The sequence below is a fragment of the Arthrobacter sp. 05N429 genome, assembly GCF_056397045.1.
On the sequence record NZ_JBFTMQ010000004.1, the window covers coordinates 231348 to 258089 of the forward strand.

Here is a 26742-nt window from a genome sequence, read left to right on the forward strand (position 1 = left end):
GGCTTACGGCCCCGGCTGTGAGACGGTTGGTAAGTAACGTGACCATCCGACCGTGGGAGAAAAAATCAGCATGCGCAGTCCGGAAAAGACAACCCCGTGGGGCGACAGCCTGGGCCGCGCCAGCATCAGGACCGCGCAGGTGCTCCTGCTGCTGGTCCTGACCGTGGTGGTGGTCTATGCCCTGATCCAGGTCCGGCTCGTGGTGATTCCGGCGCTGCTGGCGCTGATCCTGGCCGCCGCGATCGCACCCTTCGTGCACTTGCTGCGCCGCCGGGGCTGGCCCAGCACGGCCGCCACCACCGTGTCGTTCCTGCTGCTCTTGGTCGCGTTCGGGGCCGTGATCACGGGCATCGTCCTGGCCGTCATGAGCCAGTCCGACGAACTGGCCAGCAAGGCCACGGAGGGCTTCGACCGGGTTTACGAGTTCATCCGCACCGGCCCCTTCCCGATCGATGACCAGCAGATCCAGCAGGCCCGCGACGCCGCCATCGATTTTGCCACCAGCAGCACCGTCGGCGCCGGCGCCATTTCCGGACTCAGCGCGGCCGGCAACTTCATCACCGGCGCCCTGCTCATGGCGGTAATCCTGTTCTTCTTCCTGAAGGACGGAGAGCGCATCTGGGCCTTCGTGCTGCGGGCGTTCAAGGGAGAGAAGCTGGTCAAAGCGCGTCTTGCCGGGGAGCGGAGCCTCAACGTGCTCGGCGGCTATGTGCGCGGGACCTCCATCGTGGCCTTCGTGGACGCGTTCTTCATCGGCCTGGCGCTCGTCATCATGGGAGTGCCCCTCGCGCTGCCGCTCGCGGCCCTGACCTTCATCGGCGCCTTCATCCCGCTGATCGGCGCCACGCTGGCCGGAATCCTCGCTGCGCTGGTCGCGCTGGTGGCCAACGGGCCGCTCGCCGCGCTGATCGTGATCATCGTGGTGATCGTGGTGAACCAGCTGGAGGGCAATTTCCTGCAGCCCGTCGTGATGGGCCAGGCACTCAACGTGCATGCGCTCGTCATCCTGCTGGCCCTCACCGCCGGCACCATCCTCGCCGGGATCATCGGCGCGATCCTTGCGGTCCCCCTCGTGGCAGTGGCCTGGGCCGCGATCAAGGCGTGGAACTCGGCAGACGTCATCACTCCCGAGGCCATCGCGGTGGCCGAGCATGAGACCCGGCTGAACGAAAAGGGCGAGGGCGTGCGCTCCAAGCCGCACCACGCCCGGACGCAGCAGGAAGACCAGTCCGACACCGCGGACGCGGACGCCAACCACGGCTGATCCGCGGCCTGTCTAGACTTCCAGTATGGCCATTTATCTTGACCCTCCGCTCTGGCCGGCGCACGGGACGCACTTCTCGCACCTGATCTCGGACACCTCGCTGGAGGAACTGCACGCCTTCGCTGCGGCGTCCGGCATCCCGGAAAGGGCGTTCGACGGCGACCATTACGACGTCGCCGAGGCCCGGTACAACGCCCTTGTGGCGGCCGGGGCCGTCCCGGTGGAGGGCAGGGTCCTGGTCCGCAAACTGATTTCCAGCGGCCTGCGGATCCCGGCCCGGCGGCGCAGCGGCTCCCTCAAACTCCCCCTGCTGACCCGCTGGAACGCCGTGCTGCCGGGCCACGACGCGCTCTTCCTGGACCTGCTGGACCGCTGGGGCGAGGAACACCGGAAATACCACGGCCGCACCCACCTGCTCGCTGTCCTCGAAGCCCTGGACCTCCTCAGCGGGCCCGCCGATCCGCCACGCACCGTGCTCCTCGCCGCCTGGTTCCACGACGCCGTCTACCGCGGAATCGCGGGCCAGGACGAGGAGGAATCGGCCCGGCTCGCCGAGGACAGGCTTGCTCACGCGGGCCTTCCCGCGGCCGAGGTGGACGAAGTGGCCCGCCTGGTGCGGATGACGGCCGACCACCAGCCGGAGACCGACGACGGCGCCGGCGCCCTCCTCAGCGACGCCGACCTCTCCGTGCTCGGCGGAACCCCGGACGCCTACGCGCGGTACCTGGCCGCCGTCCGGCAGGACTTTGCGCACATCGGCGACGCCGATTTCGCCGCCGGACGCGCCGCCGTCGTCCGCCGGCTCCTGCAGCTGGAGCCGCTCTTCCACACCCCGCGCGGCAGGGACCTGTGGCTGGAGGCGGCGCGGAGGAACCTGCGGGCCGAACTCGGGTAGGCGGGACGCCCACCCCCTAGCCAAACGGATACTAGATTGCTAGCATTCTAGCCATGGTCGAGAAAACGCAGTTCAACGTGTACCTGCCGGCGCCGCTGGTGAAACGGGTCAAACATGCCGCCATCGAAGAGGGCATGTCCCTGTCGGCCTATGTGGAACAAGCACTGACGCAAGTCCTGAACAGCAAGGAAGGCCCGGAAAAATGAAAATCACGCCGATCCGCTACGTGCGGGATATCGAGACGTCCAACCGCTTCTACGGCATGCTCGGCCTCACGGAGCAAACCGCGGCGACCAGCGGCACCTGGGCCGAACTGCGCGGCGACGGCGGCGGGCTGGGGCTCCATATCGCCGCCGCCCCCGGAACCCACCTCGACGCCGGCGCGGTGTCGCTGCAGTTCACCAGCGACGAGAAGCTGGAGCCCCTTGCCGGGCGCCTGGCCTCGGCCGGCTTCGCGCCGTCCGCCATTATCGATGAAACCTTCGGCCGCTTCTTCACCGTCGCGGACCCCGACGGGTACGTCGTCCAGGTCAATGAGGCGGACGAGGAGCTGCAGAACATCAGCTACGAGACCCGTGAATCCGCGGCTCTGAAAGCGTAGCCGGGACCGCAACGCGGGGTCACCTGGCGCCCATAAACCCCCGTCGGGACGGACGCTAGGTGACCCCGCGTTGCACTGTTTTCAGGGGCTGCGGCGGAGGTGTTCGGCGAGGCGGTCGAAGGATTCGCGCCAGCCGACGCCGTGGGCGTCGCGGTTGTCGATCGTCTCGAAGGGGCCCTGGATAAACGTCATCCGGGTGCCGCCGTCGACCTCGTCCAGCTGGAAGGTCACCTCGGTCTCAAAGCCGCGGGTCCCGTCCGGCTTGTCCCAGGCATGGGTGAAAACAAGTAGATTGGGCGGCTCGATGTCCGTGTGGACGCCGCCCCACCAGAGTTCCTCTCCCGTGCTGTCCTGGACCATGCAGGCCCGGTAAAGTCCGCCGACCTCCGGATCCGCTTCGATGCTCTCGCGCGGAGTGTGGAAGCCCCGAGGTCCCCACCACGCCGGTGCCTGGTCCGGGTCGGTCAATGCCGACCACACCCGGGGAACGGGGGTCTGGAATTCACGGGTAATGACCAGCATGAGGTCTTCGGTCGAAGCGGGGGGTTCACCCTGGCCGGCCGTTGCCGGAACAGCGGTGACATGCTCGGACATTCTGGTCCTCCTCTGATGGTGGCTAGCGGTATGACTTGCTGTAGGCCGTCACGAAGGGCCTGTCAGTCGGGACGATCTGTTTGCCCAGCGGCATGAGCGAGACCGGAATGAGCTTGAGGTTGGCGATGGCCAGCGGGATGCCGATGATGGTGATGGCCATGGCGAAGGCGGTCACCACGTGGGCGATCGCGATCCAGATGCCGGCGACGAGCAGCCAGATGACATTCCCGAGCAGGGAGAACAGCCCGGTGCCGCCCGGGCGATCCACCACGGTGCGCCCGAAGGGCCAGAGTGCATAGTTGGCGATGCGGAACGACGCGAGCCCCCACGGGATGGTGACGACCAGCAGGCAGCAGATGATCCCGGCCGCGAAATATCCGAGCGCCAGCCAAAGCCCGCCAAAGAGCAGCCAGATGATGTTGAGCAATGTCTTCATGGCTCCATTGTCCCCTGCCGGAGGCCCGTCCGGCCTAGGGGTTCACCCTGAATAATTCCTGAATTGCCCCGCGTGACGCGGGCCGCGGGAGGGGAGCTTTGCGAACACACGAAAGGGCACAATACTTGGAGCATGCCTGCACTCCTTAAGTTCGCCCTGATAGTTGCCGTTGTCCTGCTGGTGGTCGGATTTGTTGTGAAGGCCGTGCAGTTCCTGCTCTATGTGGGCCTCCTGGTCCTGGTGGGCGCCGGCGTTATGTTCTTCCTGCGCCGCTCGCGCATCTCCCGCTGACGCCGCAGGCAGGGATACGCAGATGACCAACATCGGGGACCTGCTCGGGCCCATTCTCGAAGTCATGACGTGGGTGGGCTTCGTCCTGGGCCTGCCGCTGCTGGTGTGGGGCTGGATTACCCGGCGGCGGCATTGCGAGTGGACCGGGACCACGGGCAAGGTGATCAGCGCCGGCGGATTCACGGGTTACAGCTGGACGGACCACCACGACGCCGACCACCGGTCCCTGCTGCCGACGGCGGAGTCGCACGATCTGGTGGTCGGGTCCGACGTCGACCTCTTCTACGATGTGTGCCACCCGTCCCGCTGGGGGCTCACCCCGCCCAAGCAGGACAATGCCGCCTGGACCCTGGGCTGGATCCTCACCGGGGTGGGCATCATTTCGACGGTGGGCGGCTTCGTCCTGCTGCTCTTCTAGACGCCGGTCTTCTGTGGCTAGGCCTGCTTTACCAGGGCGGCCTCGACATTGATTTTGACCTTGTCGCTGACCAGCAGCCCGCCGGCTTCGAGTGCAGCGTTCCAGGTCAGGCCGAATGTCTTGCGGCTGATGTCCGCCTCCGCGCTGAACCCCGCACGGGTGGCGCCGAACGGGTCGACGGCGACACCGGTGAACTCGACCTCCAGCTCCACCGGCTTGGTGACGTCGCGGATGGTCAGGTCGCCGGTCAGCACGTAGTCCTCGCCGTCGCCCCGGATCCCAGTGGCGCGGAACGTCATCTCCGGATACTTCTCGACGTCGAAGAAGTCTTCGCCGCGGACGTGGGCGTCGCGGTTGGCGTCGCCGGAGTCAAAGCTGGCGGTTTTGATGCTGGCATGCAGGCTGGCATCCGCCAGGGAGTCCCGCACCCTGGCCTCGGCGGTCGCCTCGTTGAAGCGGCCGCGGACCTTGCTGATGCCTGCATGCCGGACGCTGAAGCCGACTTCGCTGTGGGACATGTCCAGCGTCCAGACGCCGGGGGTCAAACCTTCGGGCAGAGTCACAACGGTCTCCTTCGCGCGGGTGGCGGGCCGGGCCCGCCGGGTCATTGGGGTACTCCCCCAAGGAGCCATGCTAGTCACGCCGCCTCGGCCCGGCTAGCCCTGCGCGGAACCCTGGGCGGCCGCTACACCCGGGGCTTCGGCGACCAGCCGATCGCCGGGGCGATGTGCCGGACCACGGTGCCCAGCAGCTTGGCGTTGAAGTCCACGCCGAGCTGGTTGGGGACCGTAAGCAGCAGGGTGTCGGCGTCCCGCACGGCGGCGTCGGCGGCCAGCTCCTCGGCGATGGCATCCGGCTCGCCGACGTAGCTCCGGCCGAAGCGGGCCACCAGGCCGTCGATCACCCCGACCTGGTCGCGCTTTTCCCGGAGGGCACTGAGGCCGAAGTACCGCCGGTCCTCGTCGTCGACGATCGGCAGGACGCTGCGGCTCACCGATACGCGCGGCTCGTGTTGATGGCCGGCGCCGGCCCAGGCCTGGCGGAACATGCCGATCTGTTCGGCCTGCAGCTGATCGAACGGCACGCCGGTGTCCTCGGTGAGCAGCGTGGAGCTCATCAGGTTCATGCCCTGTTCCGCGGTCCAGACGGCGGTGGCGCGCGAGCCGGCGCCCCACCAGATCCGCTCGCCGAGGCCCGCGGAATGCGGCTGGACGGGCAGCAGGCCGGACCCGCCGCCCGCGTAGCGCGGTTCGGCCTCTGCCATCCCGGCGCCCGAGATCGCGCGGCGGAACACCGCGGTGTGCCTCCTGGCCATGTCCGCCGCGGTTTCGCCGTCGGCCGGCATGTGGCCGAAGGCGGCGGCGCCGTCGCGGGCTGGTTCGGGTGAGCCCCGGCTGATTCCCAGCTGCAGCCGCCCGCCGCTGATCAGGTCCGTCGCGGCGGCCTCCTCGGCCATGTACAGCGGGTTCTCGTAGCGCATGTCAATCACGCCGGTCCCCATTTCGATCCGGCTGGTCCGGGCGGCGACGGCGGCCAGCAGTGGGAACGGGGAGGCCTGTTGCCGGGCGAAGTGGTGCACACGGAAAAACGCGCCGTCCACACCCAGTTCCTCGGCGGCGACGGCCAGTTCGATGCCCTGCAGCAGGGCGTCGCGGGCGGTCCGGGTGCGGGAACCCTCGCCGGGGCCCCAGTGGCCGAAGGACAGGAATCCGATGCGCTTCATGTCAGGGGCAACACGGGAGGGTCCGGCGGCATTCCGCGGGTTCAGGACTTTTCAGCCCGCGACTTTGCCGCGGCCACGAAGTCCCTGATTTTGGCCAGGTCCTTCACCCCGCGAGAGGACTCGACGCCGGAGGAGACGTCAACCCCCCAGGCGCCTGCCTGCGAGGCGGCGCCTGCGACGTTGGCGGGATCCAGCCCGCCGGCCAGCAGCCAGTTCCGCCCCTCCAGCCCCTTGGCGCGGACCGAGGAGTAGTCCCAGGCCTCGCCGGAGCCGGGCACCGCGGCGTCGATCAGAAGCAAGTCCTCGCCCCAGTCGGCGAACGCGTCCGGTGCGGCGGACATGGTGACGGCCCGGATGAGTTTGAGTCCGGCGGCGTGCACGGTGCGCACGTCGTCCGGGGTGCGGTCGCCGTGGAGCTGGACCCAGTCGAGCCCCGCTTCACGGGCCAGGCCCGCGGCGGCTGCCGCGGCTTCGTGCCGGAAGACGCCGACGGCGGGGAGCCCGGCCGGGACGTGGGCCAGGAGCTCCCGTGCCTGCGCCGGCGTGACTTCGCGGGGGCTGCGGGTCAGGACGAAGCCGACGGCGTCCGCTCCGGCGTCCGCCGCGGTCCGGACCGACTCGGGGGTGCTGAGCCCGCATACCTTGACGAACATCCGGCTCCTTCAAAAGTGGTTTCTGCCTCCGACGTTAGCAAGGTCCAGGGCACGCCGGCGCGCCGGCCACCCAGATGACGGGCGACGGGATGACGTTTCCCGGCCGCCGCCGCGGCGTCGGGAATCCGCGAAGAGGCGCGGCGGATAGGGTGGTGGGATGGAGATCATCCGCTTTGCCGAGCTGAAAGCCCAACCCTGGCGCAACGGCGGCGGCGTGACCCGCGAACTGGCCAGCCATTCGGCGTCGACGTCTTCCCCGGAAAGCCCCGGAGCCAACGGCTGGGACTGGCGGGTGAGCATTGCCGACGTCTCCAAGGCAGGCGACTTCTCGGCGTTCCCCGGGATGGACCGCGTCCTCACCGTCGTGGACGGCGAGCTCCTGCTGCTCATCGTCGACGGCGCCGAGCACCCGCTCGAGAAGTACCGCCCGTTCCGGTTCTCCGGCGACGCCGCCGCGGCCGGGGCGCTGCCCACCGGCGACATTCGGGACCTGAACGTCATCACCCGCAACGGCGTGTTCAAGGGCTACACCTCCATCATCGAACTCTCCAAGAAGCGCGCGCATCCCGTGTTTGAAGGCCAGCTGGGAATCCTGCTGCAGGGCCAGGCTGCGGTTACCCCCGGCGCTGCCGGCGGGGCCACTGACGCTGAGCCGACAACGCTCGCCCGCTATGACGCCGTCGTCGGTTCCGACGCCGGCACCCCGGAGATACTGGGCCGCGGCTTCCTCGCCGTCGTGTCGATCGACCGCGTCGAGGACTAACCCTCCGTAGCCTTCACACGTGTGCCGCCGATGCCCACCGAGTCCTGGGACAGGCGCTGCGCGAGCCAGATCGGCACGATCGAGACGACAATCAGGACTACGGCCACAACGTTGACCACCGGGGCCTGGTTGGGCCGGAAAAGGTTCTGCAGGATCCAGATCGGCAGGGTCGTGTCCCCGGCGCCGATGGTAAACGTGGTCACGATGATCTCGTCGAAGCTCAGCGCGAAGGCCAGCAGCCCGCCGGCCAGCAGGGCGGAGCGGAGCTGCGGGAACGTGACCAGCCGGAATGTGGTGAACACGCCGGCGCCCAGATCGGCAGACGCCTCCTCCAGGCCGCCCTGCATCCGGCGAAGCCGCGCAATGACGTTGTTGAACACGGTCACCATGCAGAACGTGGCGTGCGCGATCACCACGGTCCACATGCTCAGCGAGACACCCAGGATGGTGGTGAACATGTTGTTCAAGGCGATGCCGGTCACGATGCCGGGCAGCGCGATCGGCAGGATCACGAGCAGGCTGATGACGTCCCGGCCGAAGAATTGATAACGCAGCAACGCCAGCGCCAGGAGCGTCCCCAGCACCAGCGAAATGAGGGTCGAGACCGCCGCCACCCACAGCGAGGAGACCAGGGCCTCGCGGACGCCGGTGGAGTCGAAGGCCCGCACCCACCATTCCAGGGTGAACCCCTGCGGCGGCCAGCCGAACGTCCTGTCCGCGTTGAAGGAGTTCACCACCACCAGCAGCAGCGGGACGTAGATGAAGAGGAAAACCAGTGCGGTGACGACGCCGAGGACGACTTTGGCGCTTCGGGAAAGTCTCATGGTGCTCCTGCCGCCTGCTCCGGGCTAAACGCCGCCCACTGTTCACAGGCTGTTGAGGGCGCCGGAGCGCCGGACAATGAAGAGGTACAGCGTGATGATCGCGATCGGCACCAGCGAGACGGCCGCGGCCAACGGCAGGTTGTTCGCGGCCCCAACGTTCGCGTAGACCACGGTGCCGAGCATCTGGGTGGTGCCGCCGACGATCTGCGCCGTGATGTAGTCCCCCAGTGAGAGCGAGAACGTGAAGATCGTCCCGGCAATGATGGAGGGGACCAGCAGGGGGAACATGACCAGGCGCATCGTGGCCAGCGGCTTGGCGCCCAGGTCCCCGGAGGCCTCCAGCAGCGAATCGGGCACCCGGTCGAATCCGGCGTAGATCGGCAGGATCATGAACGGCAGCCAGATGTAGGCCAGCGTCAGGATCACGGCGGTTTCCCCATACCCCGGCGATTGCAGCCCGATCGGCGCCCCCAGCCACTCCAGCAGCCCGCCTTCGGCGAGCACGTTCCGCCACGCGTAGGCCTTGACGAGGTAGCTGGCCCACAGCGGCATCAGTACCGCCACCACCAGCAGCTTCTGCCAGCGGGGGCTGGCCACCTTGGCGATAAATAGCGCCATGGGCAGGGCCAGGACCAGGTCGATCAGCGTCACGGCAATGGCGATCCACAGTGTCCGCAGGGTGATCCGTTGGTAGACCGGATCCGTCAGGACCGTCACCACGTTTTCGGTGGTCCAGTCCGTGGACACCTTCCCCGTGAAGGTGTCCACAGTCCAGAACGCGGTGATCAGCAGCGCCGCCAGGGCGGCGATGTAGACGAGCACCAGCCAGCCGGCGGGGGCCGTCACCAGCCCCGCCAGCCGAAGGTTCGGCGAACGGTGGAGCAGCGCCGAGAACTTGTGGGCCTTGGGCCGGGGCACCGCGGGAGCTGCCGGCGGCGCCCCGGGGACCGGGTGCTGCGTCTGGACCGTCATGTCAGCCCTTGATCTCCGTCCACGCCTTCGTCCACGCCGAGTAGTCCGTGCATTGGACATCTGTCCGGCCGTCAAGGCACTTCGCCACCGGGGTGGTCCAGTACCAGATCTGCTTCGCGTATGCCTCGTCGCCGGAATGATAGGTCTCGCAGTGCGCCTTGTCGGCGGTGAGGTCGCAGGCCTTGGGGTTGGCCGGTGATTCACCGAAGAACTCCGCCACTGCCGCATTGGCCTTGGGGCTGGCAATGTAGTCGAGCCACAGGTAGGCGCAGTTCTTGTTCTTGGACGTCGAACTGATCATCCACGTGTCCGACCAGCCCGTGGCGCCCTCTTCGGGGAGCAGGGTCTTCACATTGGTCCCGTTCGCGCCGGCGATGTTCGCGCCCACCTGCCAGGTGGTGCCGACCACGGTGCTGCCGCTGGCGAAGGCCTGAACCTCTTTGACGACGTCGCTCCAGTACTCGCCGATGTGCTGGCGCTGCTCCTTCAGCAGGGCAACCGAGGCCGCGAGCTGGTCCTTGTCCAGCGCGTAGGGATTCTTAATGCCGAGCTCCGGCTTGTGCGCCATCAGGTACACGGCGGCGTCAGCGATGTAGATCGGCGAGTCGTACGCAGTGACCTTGCCGCTGTGCTGGGCGGCGTCGTCGAACACGGCCTTCCAGGAGGTGGGCGCCGGTGTGACGGCATCCACGGAGTACATCAGCAGGTTGGCGCCCCAGCCGTGCGGCATCCCGTAATTCTTGCCGTCCACAGTGTTCCAGGCCTTGTCCTTCAGGAACGGGTACACGTCGGCGTAGTTCTTCAGCAGGCTCATGTTGACGGGCTCCACGTTGTTGCCGGCAATCAGCCGCAGGGAGGCGTCGCCGGAGGCCGAGACGACATCGTACTGGCCGGTCCGCATCAGGGTCACGGCCTCGTCCGAGGTGCCGAAGGGCTTGAAGTTCACCTTGCAGCCGGTCTCGGTCTCGAAAGGGGTCACCCAGTCGACGGCGGGATCGTTGCTGCCGTCCTCGGCGTAGCCCGGCCAGCCGAGGATGGAGAGCTGCCCCTCGCCCTGGCCGATTTCGGTCTTGACCGGCTGCGCGGACGGGCTGGCAGATCCCCCGCCTGTGGTGCCGCAGCCCGCCAAGACGAGGGCTGCCGCCGCGGCCACCCCAACCACGAGGGAGGCCCTATTCCTTGATGCCATGATCCTTACCTTTCGTTGTGGGGTGAATCTGATTCAGGCTCGGGGCGCGGACATATCTTTCAGGAGCCGGCGGGCGGCAGCCAGACGGCGTCGCCGTCGTCCCAGCTCACCGTGACGCGCCGGTCCAGCAGTTCGGCGTCGCCGCCTTGCAGCGTCTCCGGCTCCAGTACGACGACGGCGGGACCGTCGTCGAGCTGCACCCGCACCTGGGTGGCGTGCCCGACATAGACAAGCGAGGCGACGGTTCCGGGGAGGGACGTGACGCCGTCGCGTGGTTCCGGGGCCGCCGCCCAGGACAAGCGCAGCCGCTCCGGCCGGATGCAGACCTGCTCCGCGCGGCCGTAGAGTTTCTGGGCGAGGTCGGCGTCGAAGATGTTGGACGTGCCGACGAAGTTGGCCACGAACGCGCCGCCGGGGCGCTCATAGATCTCGTGCGCCGTGCCGATCTGTTCCAGGCTCCCGTTGTTGAAGACGCCGATCCGGTCACTCATGGTCAGGGCCTCCTCCTGGTCATGGGTGACGAAGATGAAGGTGATGCCCAGCGAGCGCTGCAGCTCTTTGAGTTCCACCTGCATCTGCTGCCGGAGCTTCAGGTCCAGGGCGCCGAGCGGCTCGTCCAGCAGCAGGACCTTGGGCTGCACCACCAGCGCCCGCGCCAGGGCCACGCGCTGGCGCTGGCCGCCGGAGAGCTGGGCGGGCTTGCGTCCGACGAACTTCCCCAGCTGCACCCGTTCCAGGGCGTCGCGGGCCCGCTCGTGGCGCTCCTTCCTGGGCATGCCGCGCACGCGCAGGCCGTAGGCGACGTTGTCGATCAGGGACATGTGCGGGAACAGTGCGTAGTCCTGGAAAACGGTGTTGAGGTTCCGTTCGAAGGGCGCCATTCCGGTGACGTCCTTGCCCTCGAGTTCGATACTTCCGGAGGTGGGCAGCTCGAAGCCTGCGATCAGGCGCAGGACCGTGGTCTTGCCGGATCCTGACGGCCCGAGCATCGAGAAAAACTCGCCCTGGCGGATGTCCAGGTCCACGGCGTTGACGGCGACTGTGTCGCCGAAGACTTTGGTGAGTTTCCGCAGGCGGATCGCCGGAACCGCGTCCGTTCCCGTCTGCCGGCCGGCGGCGAGCGTTTCGGTCATGGGGTGCGCCTAACTCCGTTGCCGGATCGTTCCAGATGCGACACAGCGGGGTGTGATTCAGGCCACAACAGGCTGTTGGGCCAAATACTATTACTCCATAGGTTTTGTGTATAGACCCCCGGAATAGCCCGCATTAGGATGGCTTCAACCGGGCGCGGGGAGCCCCCAGCGTCCGTTCCAGGTGCTGGAACCGCCACGCCAAGACTGCCAGGGAGGCCCGGATGCTGCTGACACCGCAGGGCGCCTCCCGGAGCCTGGCGGCCGTGTTCACGCCCATCAAGTCCCGGGGCCTGGTGGACGAGGTATGCGGCCGGATCGAACAGGCGGTGGAAACCGGACTGCTCACCAGCGGCCAGCGGCTGCCCAATGAGACGGAGCTCGCCGCCGCCCTGGGCGTTTCCGCGGTGACCGCCCGCGAGGCGCTGTCCCAGCTCCGGACCTCGGGCATCATCCGCACGGCCCGGGGCCGCAACGGCGGAAGCTTCATCGCGGACGACGTCCTGCCCTCCCGGGAGCGCGCCCTGGACCAGCTGCGGGACCTCACCCGGCTCCAGATCAGCGACCTGGGTCTGCACTACCAGGCCATTGCCGCCGCCTGCGCCGGCGTCGCGGCCCGGCGCTCCGACGCCGCGGACATGGCAATACTGCGTTCCTTCATCCCCACCGCGGAGGAGGATCCGCTGCACTGGCGGCTGGCCCTCTCCGAGTTCCTGCTGGAGGTGGCCGCCATCGCCCGCTCGGCCCGGCTGGCCCGGGAGCTGATCCGCCTGCAGGTCGATCTGGGCACCCTCACACTGCTGCCCTGCGCCGACTCCGGCTACCGTACGACGACGGCCGGCCTCCTCGAGGAAACCGCGGCCGCCGTCGAATCCCACCAGCCGGCAGCTGCGGAAGCAGCCGTAAAAGCCCTGGTCACCGCCACCACGGACTGGCTGCTGAACGAGCAGTCCAAACGCTACTGACCAGTTCCTTCGAGCCAAGGATCCCGATGCCTGAAACCACCACCTCCCCCGCCACAACCACCCTGCCCGCCGCGGAACTCGACGCCGTCATCACCGGCGTCGAGGGCCGGCTCGCGGCGTGGGCCGCGGAGACGGGAACAGCACTGGCGGCCCTCTCCGGCAAGGTCACCGGCACCGCCGTGGACAAGCTCATCCGGCCGGTGGTCGAGGAACTGGTCCGGACTCCCGACGGCTACGCTGCCGGCGCCGGCTTCCTCGCCAATGCCGGGCTGTTGGGGCCGGAACGCAGCTACATCGCCTGGTGGCAGGGCGAGGAGCTGGAGCATGTGGACGCCCTCGCCAATTTCAGTCCCAACTCCATCAGCCGGTACGTCAAGTCCGAGTGGTTCCGCGTCCCCGTGGAAACCGGCCAAGCCCACGTGACCGGGCCCTACGTCGATTTCCTGTGCACGGACGAGTACGTCCTGACCTTCACGCACCCGGTGTTTTGCCGCCCGGACGGTCCGGTGGTGGGCATTGTGGGGATGGACGTCACCGTACAGCGGCTGGAGCGCGGCGCCATGCCCGGACTGCGCCGGATCGGGGACCGGGCCACGCTGGTGAACTCTGACGGCCGCGCCATCGTCTCGGCGGCCCCGGACATCGCCGCGGGTGACCTTACCGTGGCCGAGGAGGGCTGCAGCGCCTATCCCGTGGGCCGGAAGTTCCGGATCTGGAGCGGCGCCACCGCGCTCTGACCCTGCGCTGTATCCGGGCTGGGCCCCGCGCCTTGGTGGCGGGCCGGCGGGTTCGCCTCTGTGCACGGGCGTTGCTAAGCTGGAATCAAGGCCCTTTCTTGGGCCTCCGGACGACGGATCAGTACCCGGTACGCGACAAGACTGGCCACAGGAGCAGTCATGTCGTGGTTAATTCTCATTCTTTCGGGCTCGTTGGAAGCCGTCTGGGCCGCAGCCCTGCACCGGACAGCGCAGGCCACGGGCCGCCGCCGGATCGCACCGGCCGCCGTCTTCCTCGTCTCAGTGCTCGCCAGCACCGGCGGGCTCGCCGTCGCCATGCAGTCCATCCCGACCGGGACCGCCTACGCCGTCTGGGTGGGTGTCGGCGTCGTGCTGACCTCGGCCTACGCCATGGTCAGCAAAGTTGAGCCCGCGACGGCGGGGCGGATCCTGCTGCTCGGCGGAATCGTCGCCTGCGTGGCCGGCCTGAAGCTGGTGGCGTAGCCATGGCCGCGAACCGCACACCAATATCGGCAACCAAAGCCCCGGCCACCACGCTGGCCTGGCTCATCCTGCTCGCCTCCGCGGTCTTGGAGGCGGTCTGGGCCACGGCCCTGGGCCTCTCCGACGGCTTCACTCAACCCCTGCCCACCCTCGTGTTCGCGCTGACCGCGACCCTGAGCATGGCGGGGCTGGGCCTGGCCGTGAAAAGCATCCCGCTCGGCACGGCCTACGCCGTCTGGGTGGGGATCGGCGCGGCGCTGACGGTCGGCTGGGCGATGGCGACCGGCGTCGAACCGGCCAGCCCGCTCAAATTGCTGTTCATCGCCGGGATTGTCGGCTGCGCGGCAGGCCTGAAGCTCCTGCCGGCGGCAAAATAGGCAACGGCACGGGCGTCGGAGGCACCGGAGCCGCCATTCCCCGCGGAATCTCCCCACCTTTGAGGCAGTACGACGGCGTGTCCCCCGCGGCACGCCGTCGTACCGGCCGCACAACATTCAAAGGTGGGGAGATTCTTCCATTGGGGCCGGAATAGCCGCGCGCACCCCGAGGTTCTTGGCAGGGACGGAACTACCCGAAGCGCGAAGGGAGACCAAAGATGACGGCAGCGACAGTCCGGCTCGGCGACGGCCTGATGGTCAGTCACCTGGGGTTCGGCGGCATGGCCCTGACCCCGGTGTACGGGGACGTGGATCCGGCCGAGGCGCTGCGGACCCTGCATCACGCGGTGGACGCCGGCGCCAGCTTCATCGACACTGCGGACATTTACGGCGGGGGCGGCAACGAGGAACTCATCGCCAAGCTCCTCAAGGAACGCCGCAGCGAGGTGCAGCTGGCCACCAAGTTCGGGCTGGTGGGCACCCCAGCCACCGGCTACTCCGACATCCGGGGCGACGCCGCCTACGTGCGGCAGGCCGTGGACCGGAGCCTGCGGCGGCTGGGCACCGACACCATCGACCTGTACTACATGCACCGCCGTGACCTCCGCGTTCCGATAGTGGAAACCGTGGAGGCCATGGCGGGGCTGGTTCAGGCCGGCAAGGTGCGGCACCTTGGCCTGTCCGAGGTGACGGCCGAGGAACTGCGTGAAGCCAGCAGCATCCACCCGATCGCCGCGGTCCAGAGTGAATGGTCCATCTGGAGCCGCGATGTGGAACGCAGCGTTGTTCCCGCGGCGGCCGAACTTGGGGTGGGTTTTGTGCCCTATTCGCCGCTGGGCCGGGGATTCCTCACCGGCACCGTGGACGCGGCGACGCTGGGCAACAACGACTTCCGCCGCAACATCCCGCGCTTCGCCGAAGCGGCGCTGGACGCCAACCAGGGGGTGGTCGCCGCCGTGCAGGCAGTCGCGGCTGAACTTGCCGTTTCCGGGCAGGCTGCAACTCCCGCCCAGGTGGCTCTGGCCTGGCTGCTCGCGCAGGGCCGGAGCCTGGGATTGCCCGTGGTCCCCATCCCCGGCACCCGCAAGGCGGACCGGATCGACGAGAACCTGGGTGCTTTGACGCTCGACTTCACCCCGGCGCAACTGGAGAAGCTCGACGCCGCTGCGGACGCCGTCGTCGGCTCCCGCTCCGCGGACCCGCACTGGGTGTCCCAGGGCCGTGAATAGCGTCTCCGTAGACTGAAGCCCATGGACTCGCTCATTCACTCGTTACAGAACATCACCATCCGCCGGATTTCGGTCAGCGAGATGGACAACAACGTGTATCTGCTCACCGCGAAGGCGTCCGGCGCCCAGCTCCTGATCGATGCGGCCGATGATCTGGCCGCCATCCAGGAACTGCTGTCCGACGCCGCCGCGGATACCTCCGCGGAGCCGAAACTGGCGCTGGTTGCCACCACCCACCAGCACTGGGACCACGTACGGGCGCTGCCGGGCCTGGTGGAATCCACCGGCGTGAAGACGGCGACCGGGACGGCTGACGCCCCGGAGCTGCCGGTGCCGGTGGATGTGCTGCTGGATCACGGGGACGTCGGCAACTTCGACGGCTTCGACGTGACGGCAGTGCACCTGCGCGGCCACACCCCGGGGTCGATCGCGCTGGTGTACCAGGACCCGGAAGGCCCGGCGCACATTTTCTCCGGCGACTCGCTGTTCCCCGGCGGCGTGGGCAACACGCAGAAGGATCCCGAACGGTTCGCCCAGCTGATCAGCGATGTCAGCGAGCGGTTGTTCGATGTGTACCCGGATGACACCGTGGTGCACCCGGGCCACGGGAAGCCCACCACCCTGGGCGCGGAACGCCCGCACTTGGAAGAGTGGCGCGCCCGCGGCTGGTAGCTGCAGACTGGCGCTACGCTTTCGGACGGACGCTGCGGGAATCCCCGTAGCGTCCGTCCGTTTGTGTAGCGGAAAACCTAAACCTTAGCGGCTACGGCGTTCGTTCGACGCCGGGGCTGACGCGCGGCGGGGTCCGCCGCTGCGTGCCGGACGGCCTTCGCCGGAGCGGCCGTTGCCGCCGCCTGCGTAGGAGCCGCCCGAGGTGCCACCGGTGTTGGAGGACCAGACAGCCGAGTTGGCTCCGGACTTGGCGCCGGCAGCCGCACGCTGGCCCGTCGCCGGACGTCCATTGCGCTGGCCGCCGGTTGCGCCACCCGTACGGGGAGCCCCGCCGGTGCGCGGTGCACCGCTGCGGGGAGCGCCGCTGCGGGGAGCCGAAGCGCCCCGGGCGTCGCTGCGTCCTTCTGCTGCGCGTCCGTCCGAACCGCGGCCGGCCGACGCGCGGCCGCCTGCGGCCGGGACATCGTTGCGGTGGGTGCCGTACGACGTCGAGCGGGCCCGGGCGCTGCGGCGCTCGGCGCGCTCTGCATCCATCCGGTCCTCGTTCCGCTCAATAACCCGCTCTGCCGCGTTGCGGGCGGCAGCCTGGCCTTCGTAGGCCACGGCACGGCGCTCGGCACGGGGAAGGTCGGTGCGGGGAGCCTCGGCTCCGACGCGTCCGCGTCCGCCACGGCCGCCACGGCCACCCGCAGTGGGTGCAGCCTGGGTGGTGCGGCGGGCGCGCTTGCGCTCGGCGTTGGCACCGGTGGAGCTGCCGCCGCCCTGGTTGGACTTGGCGGCCAGCAGCGCGGCGCGGGTGCGCGGATCGATCTTGTCGGCCATTTCGCCGACCAGTTCGGCAACCAACGGCGAGTTGGCGGTGACGCGTTCGAAGTTGACCTCGACGCCGGCAGCCTTCATGAGCTTCTTGACGTCGGACTGCTGCTCCGGCAGGGTCAGCGTGACCACGGTGCCGTCGGAGCCGGCGCGGGCGGTGCGGCCCGAGCGGTGCAGGTACGCCTTGTGCTCCGTGGGCGGATCCACATGGATGACCAGCTCGACGTCGTCGACGTGGACGCCGCGGGCGGCGACGTCGGTGGCGACCAGGACACGGACCTCGCCCGAGGAGAACTCGGCAAGGTTGCGGTCACGGGCGTTCTGCGACAGGTTGCCGTGAAGGTCGACGGCGGGGATGCCGGCGTCGGTCAGGGTCTTCGCGAGCTTGCGGGCGTGGTGCTTGGTGCGCAGGAAGAGCACGCGGCGGCCGGCACCCGAGGCGAGCTCGACGATCAGCTGCTTCTTGACGGTCTGGTCGTTGACGACGAGCACGTGGTGTTCCATGGTGGTCACCGCGGCCTGTGATTCGTCCACGGCGTGAGTCAGCGGGTTGGACAGGTAGCGCTGGACGATCTTGTCCACACCGTTGTCCAGGGTGGCGGAGAAGAGCAGGCGCTGGCCCTGGCTGGGGGTCATGTCCATGAGCTTCTTGACCACCGGGAGGAAGCCGAGGTCGGCCATGTGGTCGGCCTCGTCCAGGACGGTGATCTCGACGCCTTCGAGGGTCAGGATGCGCTGGCGGATCAGGTCCTCCAGGCGGCCCGGGCAGGCGATGACGATGTCGACGCCGGCCCGCAGCGCCTTTTCCTGGCGGGCCTGGGAGATGCCGCCGTAGATCACGGTGGTGTTCAGGCCCATGGCCTTGGCCATCGGCTCGATGGTGGCGTTGATCTGGGTGGCCAGTTCACGGGTCGGCGCGAGGACCAGGCCCATCGGGCGGCCGGGCTTGCGGAAGTGCTTGGCTTCCCGCTCAGCGAGTCGCGCTACAAGCGGGATGGCGAAGGCGATGGTCTTGCCGGAGCCGGTGCGGCCGCGGCCGAGGACGTCGCGTCCGGCCAGGGTGTCCGGGAGGGTCTTGACCTGGATGGGGAACGGTTCGACGATCCCCTGGGCGGTCAGCGTGTCGGCAAGTGCTTTGGGCGTGCCGAGGGCAGCAAAAGTAGTCATAAGTTTCAATGGTCTTTCAGGCGGTATCCATGCGGATATCGGCCCCCGGTGCCGGTTGGCCCAGGGGTTCGCCGAAGAAAAGTCAGGTGATCAACCGGCCAGCTGCTGTAAGAAGCGGCGGCCAGGACCAAATAGAACGCGTTCATCGACGCAGGATGTGCCTCTCACATGAAAAAGTCCCACTCCCTGAGCGGAATCCGCAAGGAATCCAGCAGGGGAACCGGTTGATGAACCGGACCGGTCATTCAAGACCAAAGTGGGCATCACTGCACATCAAGTTCACCCAGTCTATCATCCGGCCGGGGCCAGGGCCGCCTTCTCCCCGCTCAGGGCACCAAAGCGGGGGCCTGGAACAGCGGAACGTGCGACGCCGGCCGCACGGACTCCGGGGACTTCACCGGCGGCAGCACGGACGGCTCACTCCCGGCCGCGGCGCCGAACGCTGCGGCCGTACCGCGCCCGGCGGCCGGGGCCGCGACACGCACGATGACCAATGCCTCGGTGTCTATCAGCCGCCGGGTTCCGGTGCCCCCATCCAGGATCCAGAACAGGTCCGTGTCCGCCACAGTCCGGATAACCTCGCCCCGATGGAAGAGTTTGCCGTTGTGCCACGCTTCAATCCGGTCCCCCACCGACAGCTCCCCACTCGATTGCACCTGCTGCGAAACCTCTGCAGTCATGGCCTGCTCCTTTCCCCAGATCCGGATTCACCCCAGCGCCATTCCGCTCTCAGGCTTCAGCCTCCACCATGAAGGTTTCGACGGCGTTTCCGCGCGGTGATGTTCTCGTGTCGCCCAGACCTTGGTTCCGCCGGCAGCCTCCCCCTGCCATGATGTGGCTAACAACCCACCACCCACACGACCGGCGAGGACAACGATGACGGAGCACAATCACCCGGCGGAGACCAGCAGCGCCAGCGCGGCCGAAGTGTGGGACGAGAAGTACCGGAGCCGGAACAGGATCTGGAGCGGCGAACCGAATCCGCAGCTGATTGCCGAGGCCGCGCCTCTTCCGCCCGGGACGGCCCTTGACCTGGGCTGCGGCGAGGGTGCGGACGCCATCTGGCTCGCCAGCCGCGGCTGGACGGTCACCGCCGTCGACGTCTCCGCCGTCGCGCTGGAGCGGGCCGAAACGCACGCGCAGGAACGGGGCCAGGGCGGGAACATCAAGTGGGTGCGGGAGGATCTCGCCACGTGGGTGCCGGGGGAGCTCTTCGATCTGGTCACGGCCCAGTTCCTGCATTCCACGGTGATGCCCTGGCAGCAGGCCCTGCAGCTGGCCGCCGCCGCGGTGCGGACCGGCGGAACACTGCTGATTGTGGGCCACCACCCCGCGGGGTTGCCGCCGTGGGGGCAGCACCACCATGCGCCGGAGAAGTTCTACACGGCCGAGCAGTTGGCGCGCGAGCTGGGCATTGAGGCACCCGAGTGGCGGCTCGACGTCGTGGACACCCGGCACCGCAGCGCCACCGGGCCCGACGGCGAGGCTGCCGCCCTGACGGACGCCGTCCTGCGCGCCACCCGCCTCGCCGCCCGCTGAGCGCGGCGGCAACCGCACCTGATCCGCCGGCGCCAACCGCGTCTCGGCCCCGCGTTTCCAGGATTCAGATATGACATGGGACACTGGACGACAACTGAGGCTGGGTTGGTCGACAGTTGTCGACCATGGGAACGCCGGGAACGGCCGCCGGTCAGCCCCGGCCGGAGCCGCGGCGGCAGGCGGACGCCGGCGTCGAAAATTCCCGGGTTCGCGGCGGGGCGGGCCTTTTAGCCGTCCGGCCGGGAGGCCCTGCGCGTCCCCCGCGGGCCCCGCCACGGGAGGCACGACGGCGCCGGGTCGCCGGGCAGCGGCGCCGCAGAACCGCCCAAATCCCGCACCTACGCTTAAACCACACGACAAAGTGTTACCTCCATCACACCTCCGATGGATCCGTGCGGGCCTCCGGCGGAATGCTCTCCGCCCGTGGCCCGCCTGTAACAAGGAAGAAGCCTAATGTCTGAACGCACCACCACGGCTGTCCCGAACATCGCTCCAGAGTCCTCCCCCAGCAGCCAGGGCCAGGAACCGCACCTCGCCCGCGCACTGGGCAACCGCCACATCCAGTTGCTGGCCATAGGCGGCGCGATCGGCACCGGACTGTTCATGGGCTCCGGCAAGACCATCTCCCTGGCCGGCCCGTCCGTCATCTTCGTCTACATGATCATCGGCTTCATGCTGTTCTTCGTCATGCGGGCCATGGGCGAGATCCTGCTCTCCAACCTGAACTACAAGTCCTTCAGCGACTTCGCCGGCGACCTCCTGGGCCCCTGGGCGGGCTTCTTCACGGGCTGGTCCTACTGGTTCTTCTGGGTGGTGACCGGCGTGGCCGACATCGTCGCGATCGCCGGGTACGTGGACAAGCTCGCGCCCGGCACACCCCTCTGGATCCCGGCCCTGATCACTCCTGTTGTCCTGATCCTGCTGAACCTCCCCACCGTCAAGGCCTTTGGCGAAGCCGAGTTCTGGTTCGCCATCATCAAGGTGGTGGCCATCCTGGCGCTGATCGGCACCGGCATCGTTATGATCGCCACGAACTTCACCTCCCCCAACGGCGCAGTGGCGAACCTGGCCAACATGTGGAACGACGGCGGCATGTTCCCGCACGGCATGTTCGGCTTCATCCTCGGCTTCCAGATCGCCATCTTCGCCTTCGCCGGCATCGAGCTGGTGGGCACCGCGGCGGCAGAAACCAAGGACCCCGAGAAGAACCTGCCGCGCGCCATCAACTCCATCCCCATCCGTGTCCTGCTGTTCTACGTAGGCGCCCTGGTGGTCATCATGGCGGTCAACCCGTGGCGCACCATCGATGCCGCCAGCAGCCCCTTCATCGGCATGTTCACCCTGGCCGGCCTCGGCATCGCCGCGGTGGTCATCAACCTGGTGGTGCTCACCTCCGCGGCCTCCAGCGCCAACTCCGGCATCTATTCCACCTCGCGCATGGTCTACGGCCTGGCCCAGGACGGCAACGCCCCGAAGGCCTTCGGCAAGCTGAGCATCCGCAAGGTTCCGCAGAACGCCCTGCTGTTCTCCTGCATCTTCCTGCTGGCCGGCCTGATCCTGCTCTACTCGGGCGACTCGGTGATCGGCGCCTTCACCGTGGTCACCTCGGTGGCCTCCGTGCTCACGATGTTCGTCTGGTCCATGATCCTCATCAGCTACATTGTGTTCCGCCGCCGCCGTCCCGAACTGCACGCGGCCTCGAAGTTCAAGATGCCGGGGTCGGGCTTCATGCCGTATGTGGTGCTCGCCTTCTTCGGCTTCATGCTGGTGGCGCTGGGCCAGGCCGACGACACCCGGCTCGCCCTGCTGGTGGCGCCGATCTGGTTCCTGATGCTGGGCGCCGCCTGGTACTTCAACCGCCAGACGCCGCTGCAGCAGGCCCGGATTGCTGAATGGAAAGCCATCCGCGACGCCGCGTCAGTCCCCGCAGCAAGCTAGGCAATAACCCTCCTCCCGGCGGCCCGAAGGGCACCCGGGCAGGGAGCTCCGGCCGGATCCACCGGCCGGAGCTCCCTTGGTTTAACTCCAGCGCAGGCGAGGAAAACTCCGGGCAACGCGGCCTGGCGGCGCCGGCCCTACCGCCGCCCGGAGACCCGCGGGGCAACCACCACGGCGGCGACGCCGATCAACGCCGTCAGGGCGAAGACGCCGCCGAAGGACGCCGCCGCCGTCGGGAACGCGGCAAAAATGATTCCCGTCGTGGCGAGCGACAGCGCCCCGCCAAGCGAATCGGAAATGGACATCGCAGAGCTGTTGAAGCCCTCGTTGTCCCTGTTGGACAGGGCCAGGGTCATGACGCTCAGCCGCGCGTACATCACGCCCATGCCGCCACCCGCGACCACCCACGCGGCAATCGCGACGGCGGCCGGCCAGCCCAGCAGCGTGGTCACCAGCACCAGAACGACGGCGCCGAGGACCATGGCCGCTCCGATTCGAACCGCGCGGCCGTGGTCCAGGCGCGACCCGAGCCGGCCCTGCACGGCAGAGCCCGCGGCCCACGAGACGGCTCCGCCCGTGAGCGCCAGGCCCGCGAAGGTGGGCGAGAAGAAGTACTGCTCCACCAGCAGGTACGGCAGATAGACCTCGGCGCCAAAGAACGCTGCAGAGGCCAGGCCGCGCGTAAGAATGACGCTGGGGAGCCCCCGGCGGGCCGTCAGGGTTCCCCTCGGCACCAGCGGGCGGACGGCAATGAGGGCCACGACGACGGCGGCCACGGCCACGACTCCGCCTGCCACCGGAAGCCTGGCGGAGAGGTTCAGGCCAAGCACGGCGAGCGCCGCGAGGGCAGCCCAGGCCAGCCTGCCGGAGCCCGTGGACTTGCGGGTGGACATGTCCTTCGGTGCGGCGCCCTCCCGGGGTCCGGCGTCGGGTGTTCCGCGCAGCCCGCGCAGGGCGGGAACGATCATCAGCAGGGCCGGCACCACCAGGCCCACCACTCCGAGGAAGACCCAATGCCAGCTGAGCACCTGCGCCACGATGCCGGCGGCGAAGGGTCCCACCAGCGAGGGAATCACCCAGGCCGCGGAAAACGCGGCGAAGATCTTCGGGTGCAGCACGGGCGGATAGACCCGGGCGATCACCACATACAGCGCCACGGTCATGGCGCCGCCGCCCAGGCCCTGGACCAGCCGGCCCGCCACGAGGGCGGGCATGGTCGACGCTGTTCCGGCGATCAGCAGGCCCAGCACAAACATGGCCACGGACGCGTACAGCGGGCCCACCGGGCCACGCCGGTCGGACCAGTTTCCGGCGGCCACCATGCCGATGACGCCGGTGGCGAGCGGACCGGCGAACGCCAGGGCGTAGAAGGCGGCCCCATCCAGTTCACGGCTGACCAGCGGCATGATCGTGGTCACCGCCAGCGACTCGAAGGCAGCCAGGAACACGAGGGCACAGGCACCCAGGGTCACCAGCAGGTACTCGCGGTGGAAGATGCCGGCTGATTCCAAGGTCGGGGCGGGGGTGGTGCTGGGCAAGGGCGTGGCCTGATCGGTAGTCGTGGACGGATCCCGGAACCTCAGGTGACGTTGGGGTCGGGGCCCGTTGCCGGGCGAGGTTTCCTGATGGAACCGGGATGTTGGCTTAAGGGGAAGCATGCCACAGCCGGCGGCCGGGACGCAGCCCCTGGGCATTGGCGGGGTTCTATACTCGCGGGAAGACCACGGCGACAAGGACGCAATGACGTGACTGAACGAATCGGAATCATCGGTGGCGGGATTGTTGGCATCGCGCTGGCCCGCGCCCTTGCCCAGGCCGGGACGGGAGACGTCACGGTCTTCGAGAAGGAGCACCGGCTGGCCGCCCACCAGACCGGCCACAACTCGGGCGTCGTCCACGCCGGCCTCTACTACGCCGAGGGCTCGCTGAAGGCGCAGCTATGCGTTGCCGGACGTGCGGCCCTGCGGGACTTCTGCCTGCAGAAGGGCCTTCCGTACCGGGAAGTCGGCAAGCTGGTGGTCGCCGTCGACGAATCCGAACTGCCTGCCTTGGCCGAAATCGAACGCCGGTCCCGGGCGAACGGCGTGCCCGGCCTGGCCCGGATCGACGGCGCCGCGCGGCTGCGCGAGATCGAACCGCACGTCGCAGGGGTGGCGGCGGTCCATTCGCCGCACACCGCCGTCGTCGATTTCGCGGCGATTACGGAAGCGATGGCCCAGGACGTCCGGACCGCCGGCGGCACGATCCTGCTCGGACAGGAGGTGGTTGCGATGGCCGTTGAAGGCGGCACCGTGCGGGTAGGAACCGCCGGGTCCGAGCATGTGTTCGACCGGGTGATTGCCTGCGCCGGTCTGCAGTCCGACGTCGTGGCCCGCCTGGTGGGCGCCGACCCCTCACCGAAAATCCTTCCGTTCCGGGGCGAATACTGGTCACTCAGCCCGGAGCGGGACCATCTGGTGCAGGGGATGATCTACCCGGTGCCGGACCCCCGGTTCCCGTTCCTCGGCGTGCACTTCACCCGCGGTGTGTACGACGACGTGCACGTGGGTCCCAACGCCGTCCCGGCGCTCGCCCGCGAAGGCTACGGCTGGCGGACGGTCTCGGTGAAAGACACCTGGGATTCGCTGCTGTGGCCCGGAGCCGGCCCGCTGGCGAAAAAGCACTGGCGGATGGGTATCGACGAGATCAGCGCGTCGCTCTTCAAACCGGCCTACTACCGCAAGGCCCGGCGCTTCATCCCCGAGCTCACCATGGCGGACCTCACGGCGAAGACAGCCTCGGGCGTCCGGGCCCAGGCCTGGGGCCGCGACGGGTCGCTGCTGGACGACTTCGCGGTGGACCAAGTGGGGCCGGTGACGCTGCTGAGGAATGCGCCGTCGCCGGCCGCAACGTCGTGCCTGGCCATCGCGGACCACCTCGTCGAGCAGTATCTGAAGGCCCGGCGCCGCTGAGCCCGCGCCGCTGAAAACGAGTCGGGGACGGGCTCAGCCGCCGACGAAGCGGTTCCGCCCGGCGCGGTAGCCGAACACCGCGGCCAGCAATCCGACGACGATGAACAGCACCCCGGCCGCCGCGAAGGACCCCGTGGACTGGTGCAGCTGGCCGACCATCAGCGTGCCGGTGGAGCCCACCCCGTAGCCCACGCCCTGCATCATGCCGGACAGGTGCGCGGCGGTGTGCCCGTCCCGGGTGCGGACCATGATCATGGTCAGCGCGGCGGCGGTCAGGCTGCCCTGGCCCAGGCCCAGCAGCCCGGTCCACACCCAGATCAGCTCCAGCGGACCGAAAATGGTCAGTGCGAAGCCGCCACCGGTCATCAGCGCCACCACGGTGTTGATACCGCGCTGGTCCCGGAACCGGGTGGCCAGCGCCGGGGCAAACAGGGACCCCAGCATCTGCAGCACGATCGAGACGGAGACGATCAGCCCGGCTGTGCCGCCGTCGACGCCGCGTTCGCGCAGGATCGGGGCCAGCCAGGCGAATACGCTGAAGGACATCATCGCCTGCAGCACCATAAAGATGGTCACCTGCCAGGCAATCCCCGAGCGCCACACATTCACGCCGCCGTGCGACAACCGCTGGCGGCCGTGGCGCTGCCGGATGGCCACCGGCAGGAACAGCAGGAGAACGACGCCGGCGGGCAGCGCCCAGAACCGCAGCGCCGCAGTCCACTCCCCTGTCGCGCTGAAAACGGGGTAGGTGAACCCTGCGCCGAGGGCCGCTGAGGCGCAGATCGCCGTGGTGTAGAGGCCGCCCATCAGGCCGAGCCGGTGCGGGAAGTCGCGCTTCACCAGGCCGGGCAGCAACACGTTGCAGAGCGAGATCGCGGCGCCGCAGGCCGCCGTCCCTGCCAGCAGGGCGGGGAGGTGGCCTGCATCGCCCACTTCCAGGGGCCGCAGCAGCAGCCCTGCGGTGAGCACCACCATGGCGCCCAGCAGCACGCGCTCGGCCCCGAAACGGCGCGCCAGGACAGGAGCCAGCGGGGCGAAGACGCCCAGCAGCGTCACCGGCACGGTCGTGAGGACCACCACCGCCCAGCCCGGCAGCCCGGCGTCGGCTGTCACCTCCGGAAGAACGGCAGAGAAACTTGAGAACACAGTGCGGAGATTCAGCCCGATCAGGACAAGGCACACGCCCAGGTAAGCCAGCGCGCGGCGGCTGGCGACCCGGGTGGGTTCCGCTGCGGGGACGTCGTCGATCTCGGCGTCCACCAGCATGCCCCGGCCGTCCTCGATCTCGAGGCCGCCGACGGTGGAGTCCTGGGAGCTCTTCGGTGCAGTCACGGACCCATTCTGGCAGGCTCGTCGCCGCTGGCGTTGTCAACAGCGGCCCGTCGACAGCACCCTGCCGGCGGTCCTGTCAGCTCCGGCTCAGGATCAGGTAGCGTTCGTCGCTGATCTCCTTCCCCCACAGCGCTGGGTCTGTCAGCGGGACGACGTGGGCGTGGCGGCGGTGCCTGAGAACCAGTTCCCGGCACTCCGCCGAGGAAATGCCGGCCCCGGTGCCCCACAGCCCTTCCACCAGGATCATGGTTCCGGGTCCGCGCAGGAGCCTCGTCCACCGGCCAAGCGCGGCGTCCGGATCCGGCAGCGCCCACAGCACGTGCCGGGCCAGGACGACGTCGCAGCCCGCCGGCGGATACGGCGGTTCCGAGGCGTCACCCTGCAGGAACTCAACCGCTGCCGGCGGCCGGGCGCCGGCGGCTTCGGCAGCATTGGCCGCCTCGGCTGCCTTTACCCGCGCCGCTTCCACCATCCGGGCGGACAGGTCCAGGCCCTGGACGCGGTGGCCTGCCTCCGCCAGCAGGATGGACAGGCTGCCGGTCCCGCAACCCAAATCGGCCACTTCGCTGGCGGGCAAGGGGATGAGCGGCAGGATCAGCTCCGCCCAGGCCCGGCGGACGCCCGGATCCAGCAGGCCATGGTCGGCCTCCCGGTCGAAGTCCGCCGCCTGCCCGTCCCAGTATTCGCGTATTGCGTCGGTCATGCGGACAGTCTGCCACGGACCCCGGACTGGAACGCGTGCCACGGTCCCAACGGCCCGACGGCGGAACTCCACTATTCTGG

30 protein-coding genes and 1 riboswitch are annotated in these 26742 nt (G+C 68.6%); of the genes, 16 read left to right on the forward strand and 14 right to left on the reverse strand.

All coding sequences use genetic code 11. The features are described 5' to 3' along the window. Window positions 1-70 precede the first annotated feature (70 nt). The 4 genes from AC1DF4_RS10015 to AC1DF4_RS10030 are packed head-to-tail and all read left to right on the forward strand — an operon-like array spanning window position 71 to window position 2760. Window positions 71-1264, forward strand: coding sequence for an AI-2E family transporter (locus AC1DF4_RS10015; RefSeq protein WP_476912755.1), 1194 nt, complete (start codon window positions 71-73; stop codon window positions 1262-1264). A gap of 25 nt (window positions 1265-1289) precedes the next feature. Further along, window positions 1290-2159: a DUF4031 domain-containing protein gene (locus AC1DF4_RS10020; protein WP_476912756.1), complete on the forward strand. Its 870-nt coding sequence runs from the start codon at window positions 1290-1292 to the stop codon at window positions 2157-2159. A gap of 53 nt (window positions 2160-2212) precedes the next feature. Next, window positions 2213-2365, forward strand: coding sequence for a ribbon-helix-helix protein, CopG family (locus tag AC1DF4_RS10025; protein WP_441406128.1), 153 nt, complete (start codon window positions 2213-2215; stop codon window positions 2363-2365). Beyond that, on the forward strand, window positions 2362-2760 hold the full coding sequence (locus AC1DF4_RS10030; RefSeq protein WP_476912757.1) for a VOC family protein: 399 nt from the start codon (window positions 2362-2364) through the stop codon (window positions 2758-2760). The genes AC1DF4_RS10025 and AC1DF4_RS10030 overlap by 4 nt, the downstream gene beginning before the upstream one ends. A gap of 81 nt (window positions 2761-2841) precedes the next feature. Here AC1DF4_RS10030 and AC1DF4_RS10035 read toward each other — a convergent pair whose 3' ends face one another. Together AC1DF4_RS10035 and AC1DF4_RS10040 are read right to left on the reverse strand one after the other, a co-directional pair. Next, window positions 2842-3354, reverse strand: a complete 513-nt coding sequence (locus tag AC1DF4_RS10035; protein WP_476912758.1) for an SRPBCC family protein — start codon at window positions 3352-3354, stop codon at window positions 2842-2844. Between the two features lie 22 nt (window positions 3355-3376). Continuing rightward, window positions 3377-3790, reverse strand: coding sequence for a YccF domain-containing protein (locus AC1DF4_RS10040; protein ID WP_476865865.1), 414 nt, complete (start codon window positions 3788-3790; stop codon window positions 3377-3379). A 132-nt stretch (window positions 3791-3922) separates the two neighbouring features. Here AC1DF4_RS10040 and AC1DF4_RS10045 point away from each other — a divergent pair, with 132 nt between their 5' ends. Continuing rightward, on the forward strand, window positions 3923-4081 hold the full coding sequence (locus tag AC1DF4_RS10045) for a hypothetical protein (protein ID WP_476912759.1): 159 nt from the start codon (window positions 3923-3925) through the stop codon (window positions 4079-4081). 22 nt (window positions 4082-4103) lie between these two features. Beyond that, complete coding sequence (locus AC1DF4_RS10050; RefSeq protein ID WP_476912760.1) at window positions 4104-4499, forward strand: hypothetical protein; 396 nt, start codon at window positions 4104-4106, stop codon at window positions 4497-4499. A 17-nt stretch (window positions 4500-4516) separates the two neighbouring features. On the opposite strand, the gene AC1DF4_RS10055 is transcribed toward AC1DF4_RS10050, so the two are convergent. The 3 genes from AC1DF4_RS10055 to AC1DF4_RS10065 all read right to left on the reverse strand — a co-directional run bounded on the left by AC1DF4_RS10055 (window position 4517) and on the right by AC1DF4_RS10065 (window position 6875). Then, on the reverse strand, window positions 4517-5062 hold the full coding sequence (locus AC1DF4_RS10055; protein ID WP_476912761.1) for a YceI family protein: 546 nt from the start codon (window positions 5060-5062) through the stop codon (window positions 4517-4519). 122 nt (window positions 5063-5184) lie between these two features. Then, complete coding sequence (locus AC1DF4_RS10060; protein ID WP_476912762.1) at window positions 5185-6222, reverse strand: LLM class flavin-dependent oxidoreductase; 1038 nt, start codon at window positions 6220-6222, stop codon at window positions 5185-5187. A gap of 41 nt (window positions 6223-6263) precedes the next feature. After that, the gene (locus tag AC1DF4_RS10065) at window positions 6264-6875 is read right to left on the reverse strand and encodes a phosphoribosylanthranilate isomerase (protein ID WP_476912763.1); all 612 of its coding nucleotides are present in this window, start codon (window positions 6873-6875) and stop codon (window positions 6264-6266) included. Between the two features lie 157 nt (window positions 6876-7032). On the opposite strand from AC1DF4_RS10065, the gene AC1DF4_RS10070 reads away from it, so the two are divergent. Further along, window positions 7033-7638 (forward strand): HutD/Ves family protein, encoded by a 606-nt coding sequence (locus AC1DF4_RS10070; protein ID WP_476912764.1) that lies wholly within the window; start codon window positions 7033-7035, stop codon window positions 7636-7638. Here the strand turns inward: AC1DF4_RS10070 and AC1DF4_RS10075 are convergent. From AC1DF4_RS10075 to AC1DF4_RS10090, 4 genes are read right to left on the reverse strand one after another with little or no spacing between them, the layout of a single operon-like run. Then, complete coding sequence (locus AC1DF4_RS10075; protein WP_476912765.1) at window positions 7635-8462, reverse strand: ABC transporter permease; 828 nt, start codon at window positions 8460-8462, stop codon at window positions 7635-7637. The genes AC1DF4_RS10070 and AC1DF4_RS10075 overlap by 4 nt on opposite strands. Before the next feature lie 42 nt (window positions 8463-8504). Continuing rightward, window positions 8505-9434 carry an ABC transporter permease gene (locus tag AC1DF4_RS10080; protein ID WP_476912766.1) on the reverse strand — a complete coding sequence of 310 codons (930 nt, stop codon included), beginning with the start codon at window positions 9432-9434 and terminating at the stop codon, window positions 8505-8507. 1 nt (window position 9435) lies between these two features. Then, window positions 9436-10623 (reverse strand): ABC transporter substrate-binding protein, encoded by a 1188-nt coding sequence (locus AC1DF4_RS10085; RefSeq protein ID WP_476912767.1) that lies wholly within the window; start codon window positions 10621-10623, stop codon window positions 9436-9438. A gap of 59 nt (window positions 10624-10682) precedes the next feature. Beyond that, window positions 10683-11756: an ABC transporter ATP-binding protein gene (locus AC1DF4_RS10090; protein WP_476912768.1), complete on the reverse strand. Its 1074-nt coding sequence runs from the start codon at window positions 11754-11756 to the stop codon at window positions 10683-10685. A gap of 221 nt (window positions 11757-11977) precedes the next feature. Between AC1DF4_RS10090 and AC1DF4_RS10095 the strand changes: the two genes are divergently transcribed. From AC1DF4_RS10095 to AC1DF4_RS10120, 6 genes are all read left to right on the forward strand, one after another. Continuing rightward, window positions 11978-12718 carry a FadR/GntR family transcriptional regulator gene (locus AC1DF4_RS10095; protein WP_476912769.1) on the forward strand — a complete coding sequence of 247 codons (741 nt, stop codon included), beginning with the start codon at window positions 11978-11980 and terminating at the stop codon, window positions 12716-12718. A 26-nt stretch (window positions 12719-12744) separates the two neighbouring features. Beyond that, window positions 12745-13455, forward strand: coding sequence for a cache domain-containing protein (locus tag AC1DF4_RS10100; protein WP_476912770.1), 711 nt, complete (start codon window positions 12745-12747; stop codon window positions 13453-13455). Between the two features lie 85 nt (window positions 13456-13540). Continuing rightward, window positions 13541-13605: riboswitch (guanidine-III (ykkC-III) riboswitch) on the forward strand. Between the two features lie 9 nt (window positions 13606-13614). Beyond that, a complete protein-coding gene (locus AC1DF4_RS10105) occupies window positions 13615-13938 on the forward strand; it encodes a DMT family transporter (protein WP_441406143.1) in 324 nt (107 codons plus the stop codon). A gap of 2 nt (window positions 13939-13940) precedes the next feature. Next, window positions 13941-14315, forward strand: coding sequence for a DMT family transporter (locus tag AC1DF4_RS10110; RefSeq protein ID WP_476912771.1), 375 nt, complete (start codon window positions 13941-13943; stop codon window positions 14313-14315). A gap of 218 nt (window positions 14316-14533) precedes the next feature. After that, on the forward strand, window positions 14534-15544 hold the full coding sequence (locus AC1DF4_RS10115; protein ID WP_476912772.1) for an aldo/keto reductase: 1011 nt from the start codon (window positions 14534-14536) through the stop codon (window positions 15542-15544). 21 nt (window positions 15545-15565) lie between these two features. After that, window positions 15566-16216: an MBL fold metallo-hydrolase gene (locus AC1DF4_RS10120; RefSeq protein WP_476912773.1), complete on the forward strand. Its 651-nt coding sequence runs from the start codon at window positions 15566-15568 to the stop codon at window positions 16214-16216. Between the two features lie 84 nt (window positions 16217-16300). Here the strand turns inward: AC1DF4_RS10120 and AC1DF4_RS10125 are convergent, their stop codons facing one another. Both AC1DF4_RS10125 and AC1DF4_RS10130 read right to left on the reverse strand, forming a co-directional pair. Beyond that, window positions 16301-18199: a DEAD/DEAH box helicase gene (locus AC1DF4_RS10125; RefSeq protein WP_476912774.1), complete on the reverse strand. Its 1899-nt coding sequence runs from the start codon at window positions 18197-18199 to the stop codon at window positions 16301-16303. 326 nt (window positions 18200-18525) lie between these two features. Further along, a complete protein-coding gene (locus AC1DF4_RS10130) occupies window positions 18526-18879 on the reverse strand; it encodes a hypothetical protein (protein ID WP_476912775.1) in 354 nt (117 codons plus the stop codon). A 196-nt stretch (window positions 18880-19075) separates the two neighbouring features. On the opposite strand from AC1DF4_RS10130, the gene AC1DF4_RS10135 reads away from it, so the two are divergent. Both AC1DF4_RS10135 and AC1DF4_RS10140 read left to right on the forward strand, forming a co-directional pair. After that, the gene (locus AC1DF4_RS10135) at window positions 19076-19738 is read left to right on the forward strand and encodes an SAM-dependent methyltransferase (RefSeq protein ID WP_476912776.1); all 663 of its coding nucleotides are present in this window, start codon (window positions 19076-19078) and stop codon (window positions 19736-19738) included. A gap of 453 nt (window positions 19739-20191) precedes the next feature. Next, window positions 20192-21676: an amino acid permease gene (locus tag AC1DF4_RS10140; RefSeq protein ID WP_476912777.1), complete on the forward strand. Its 1485-nt coding sequence runs from the start codon at window positions 20192-20194 to the stop codon at window positions 21674-21676. 137 nt (window positions 21677-21813) lie between these two features. Here AC1DF4_RS10140 and AC1DF4_RS10145 read toward each other — a convergent pair whose 3' ends face one another. Continuing rightward, window positions 21814-23214 carry an MFS transporter gene (locus AC1DF4_RS10145; RefSeq protein ID WP_476912778.1) on the reverse strand — a complete coding sequence of 467 codons (1401 nt, stop codon included), beginning with the start codon at window positions 23212-23214 and terminating at the stop codon, window positions 21814-21816. A 207-nt stretch (window positions 23215-23421) separates the two neighbouring features. On the opposite strand from AC1DF4_RS10145, the gene lhgO reads away from it, so the two are divergent. Continuing rightward, a complete protein-coding gene (gene lhgO / locus AC1DF4_RS10150) occupies window positions 23422-24627 on the forward strand; it encodes an L-2-hydroxyglutarate oxidase (protein WP_476912779.1) in 1206 nt (401 codons plus the stop codon). Window positions 24628-24660: 33 nt separating this feature from the next. On the opposite strand, the gene AC1DF4_RS10155 is transcribed toward lhgO, so the two are convergent. Further along, on the reverse strand, window positions 24661-25893 hold the full coding sequence (locus AC1DF4_RS10155) for an MFS transporter (RefSeq protein WP_476912895.1): 1233 nt from the start codon (window positions 25891-25893) through the stop codon (window positions 24661-24663). Between the two features lie 142 nt (window positions 25894-26035). Continuing rightward, window positions 26036-26662, reverse strand: a complete 627-nt coding sequence (locus tag AC1DF4_RS10160; RefSeq protein WP_476912780.1) for a class I SAM-dependent methyltransferase — start codon at window positions 26660-26662, stop codon at window positions 26036-26038. Between the last annotated feature and the right edge of the window lie 80 nt (window positions 26663-26742).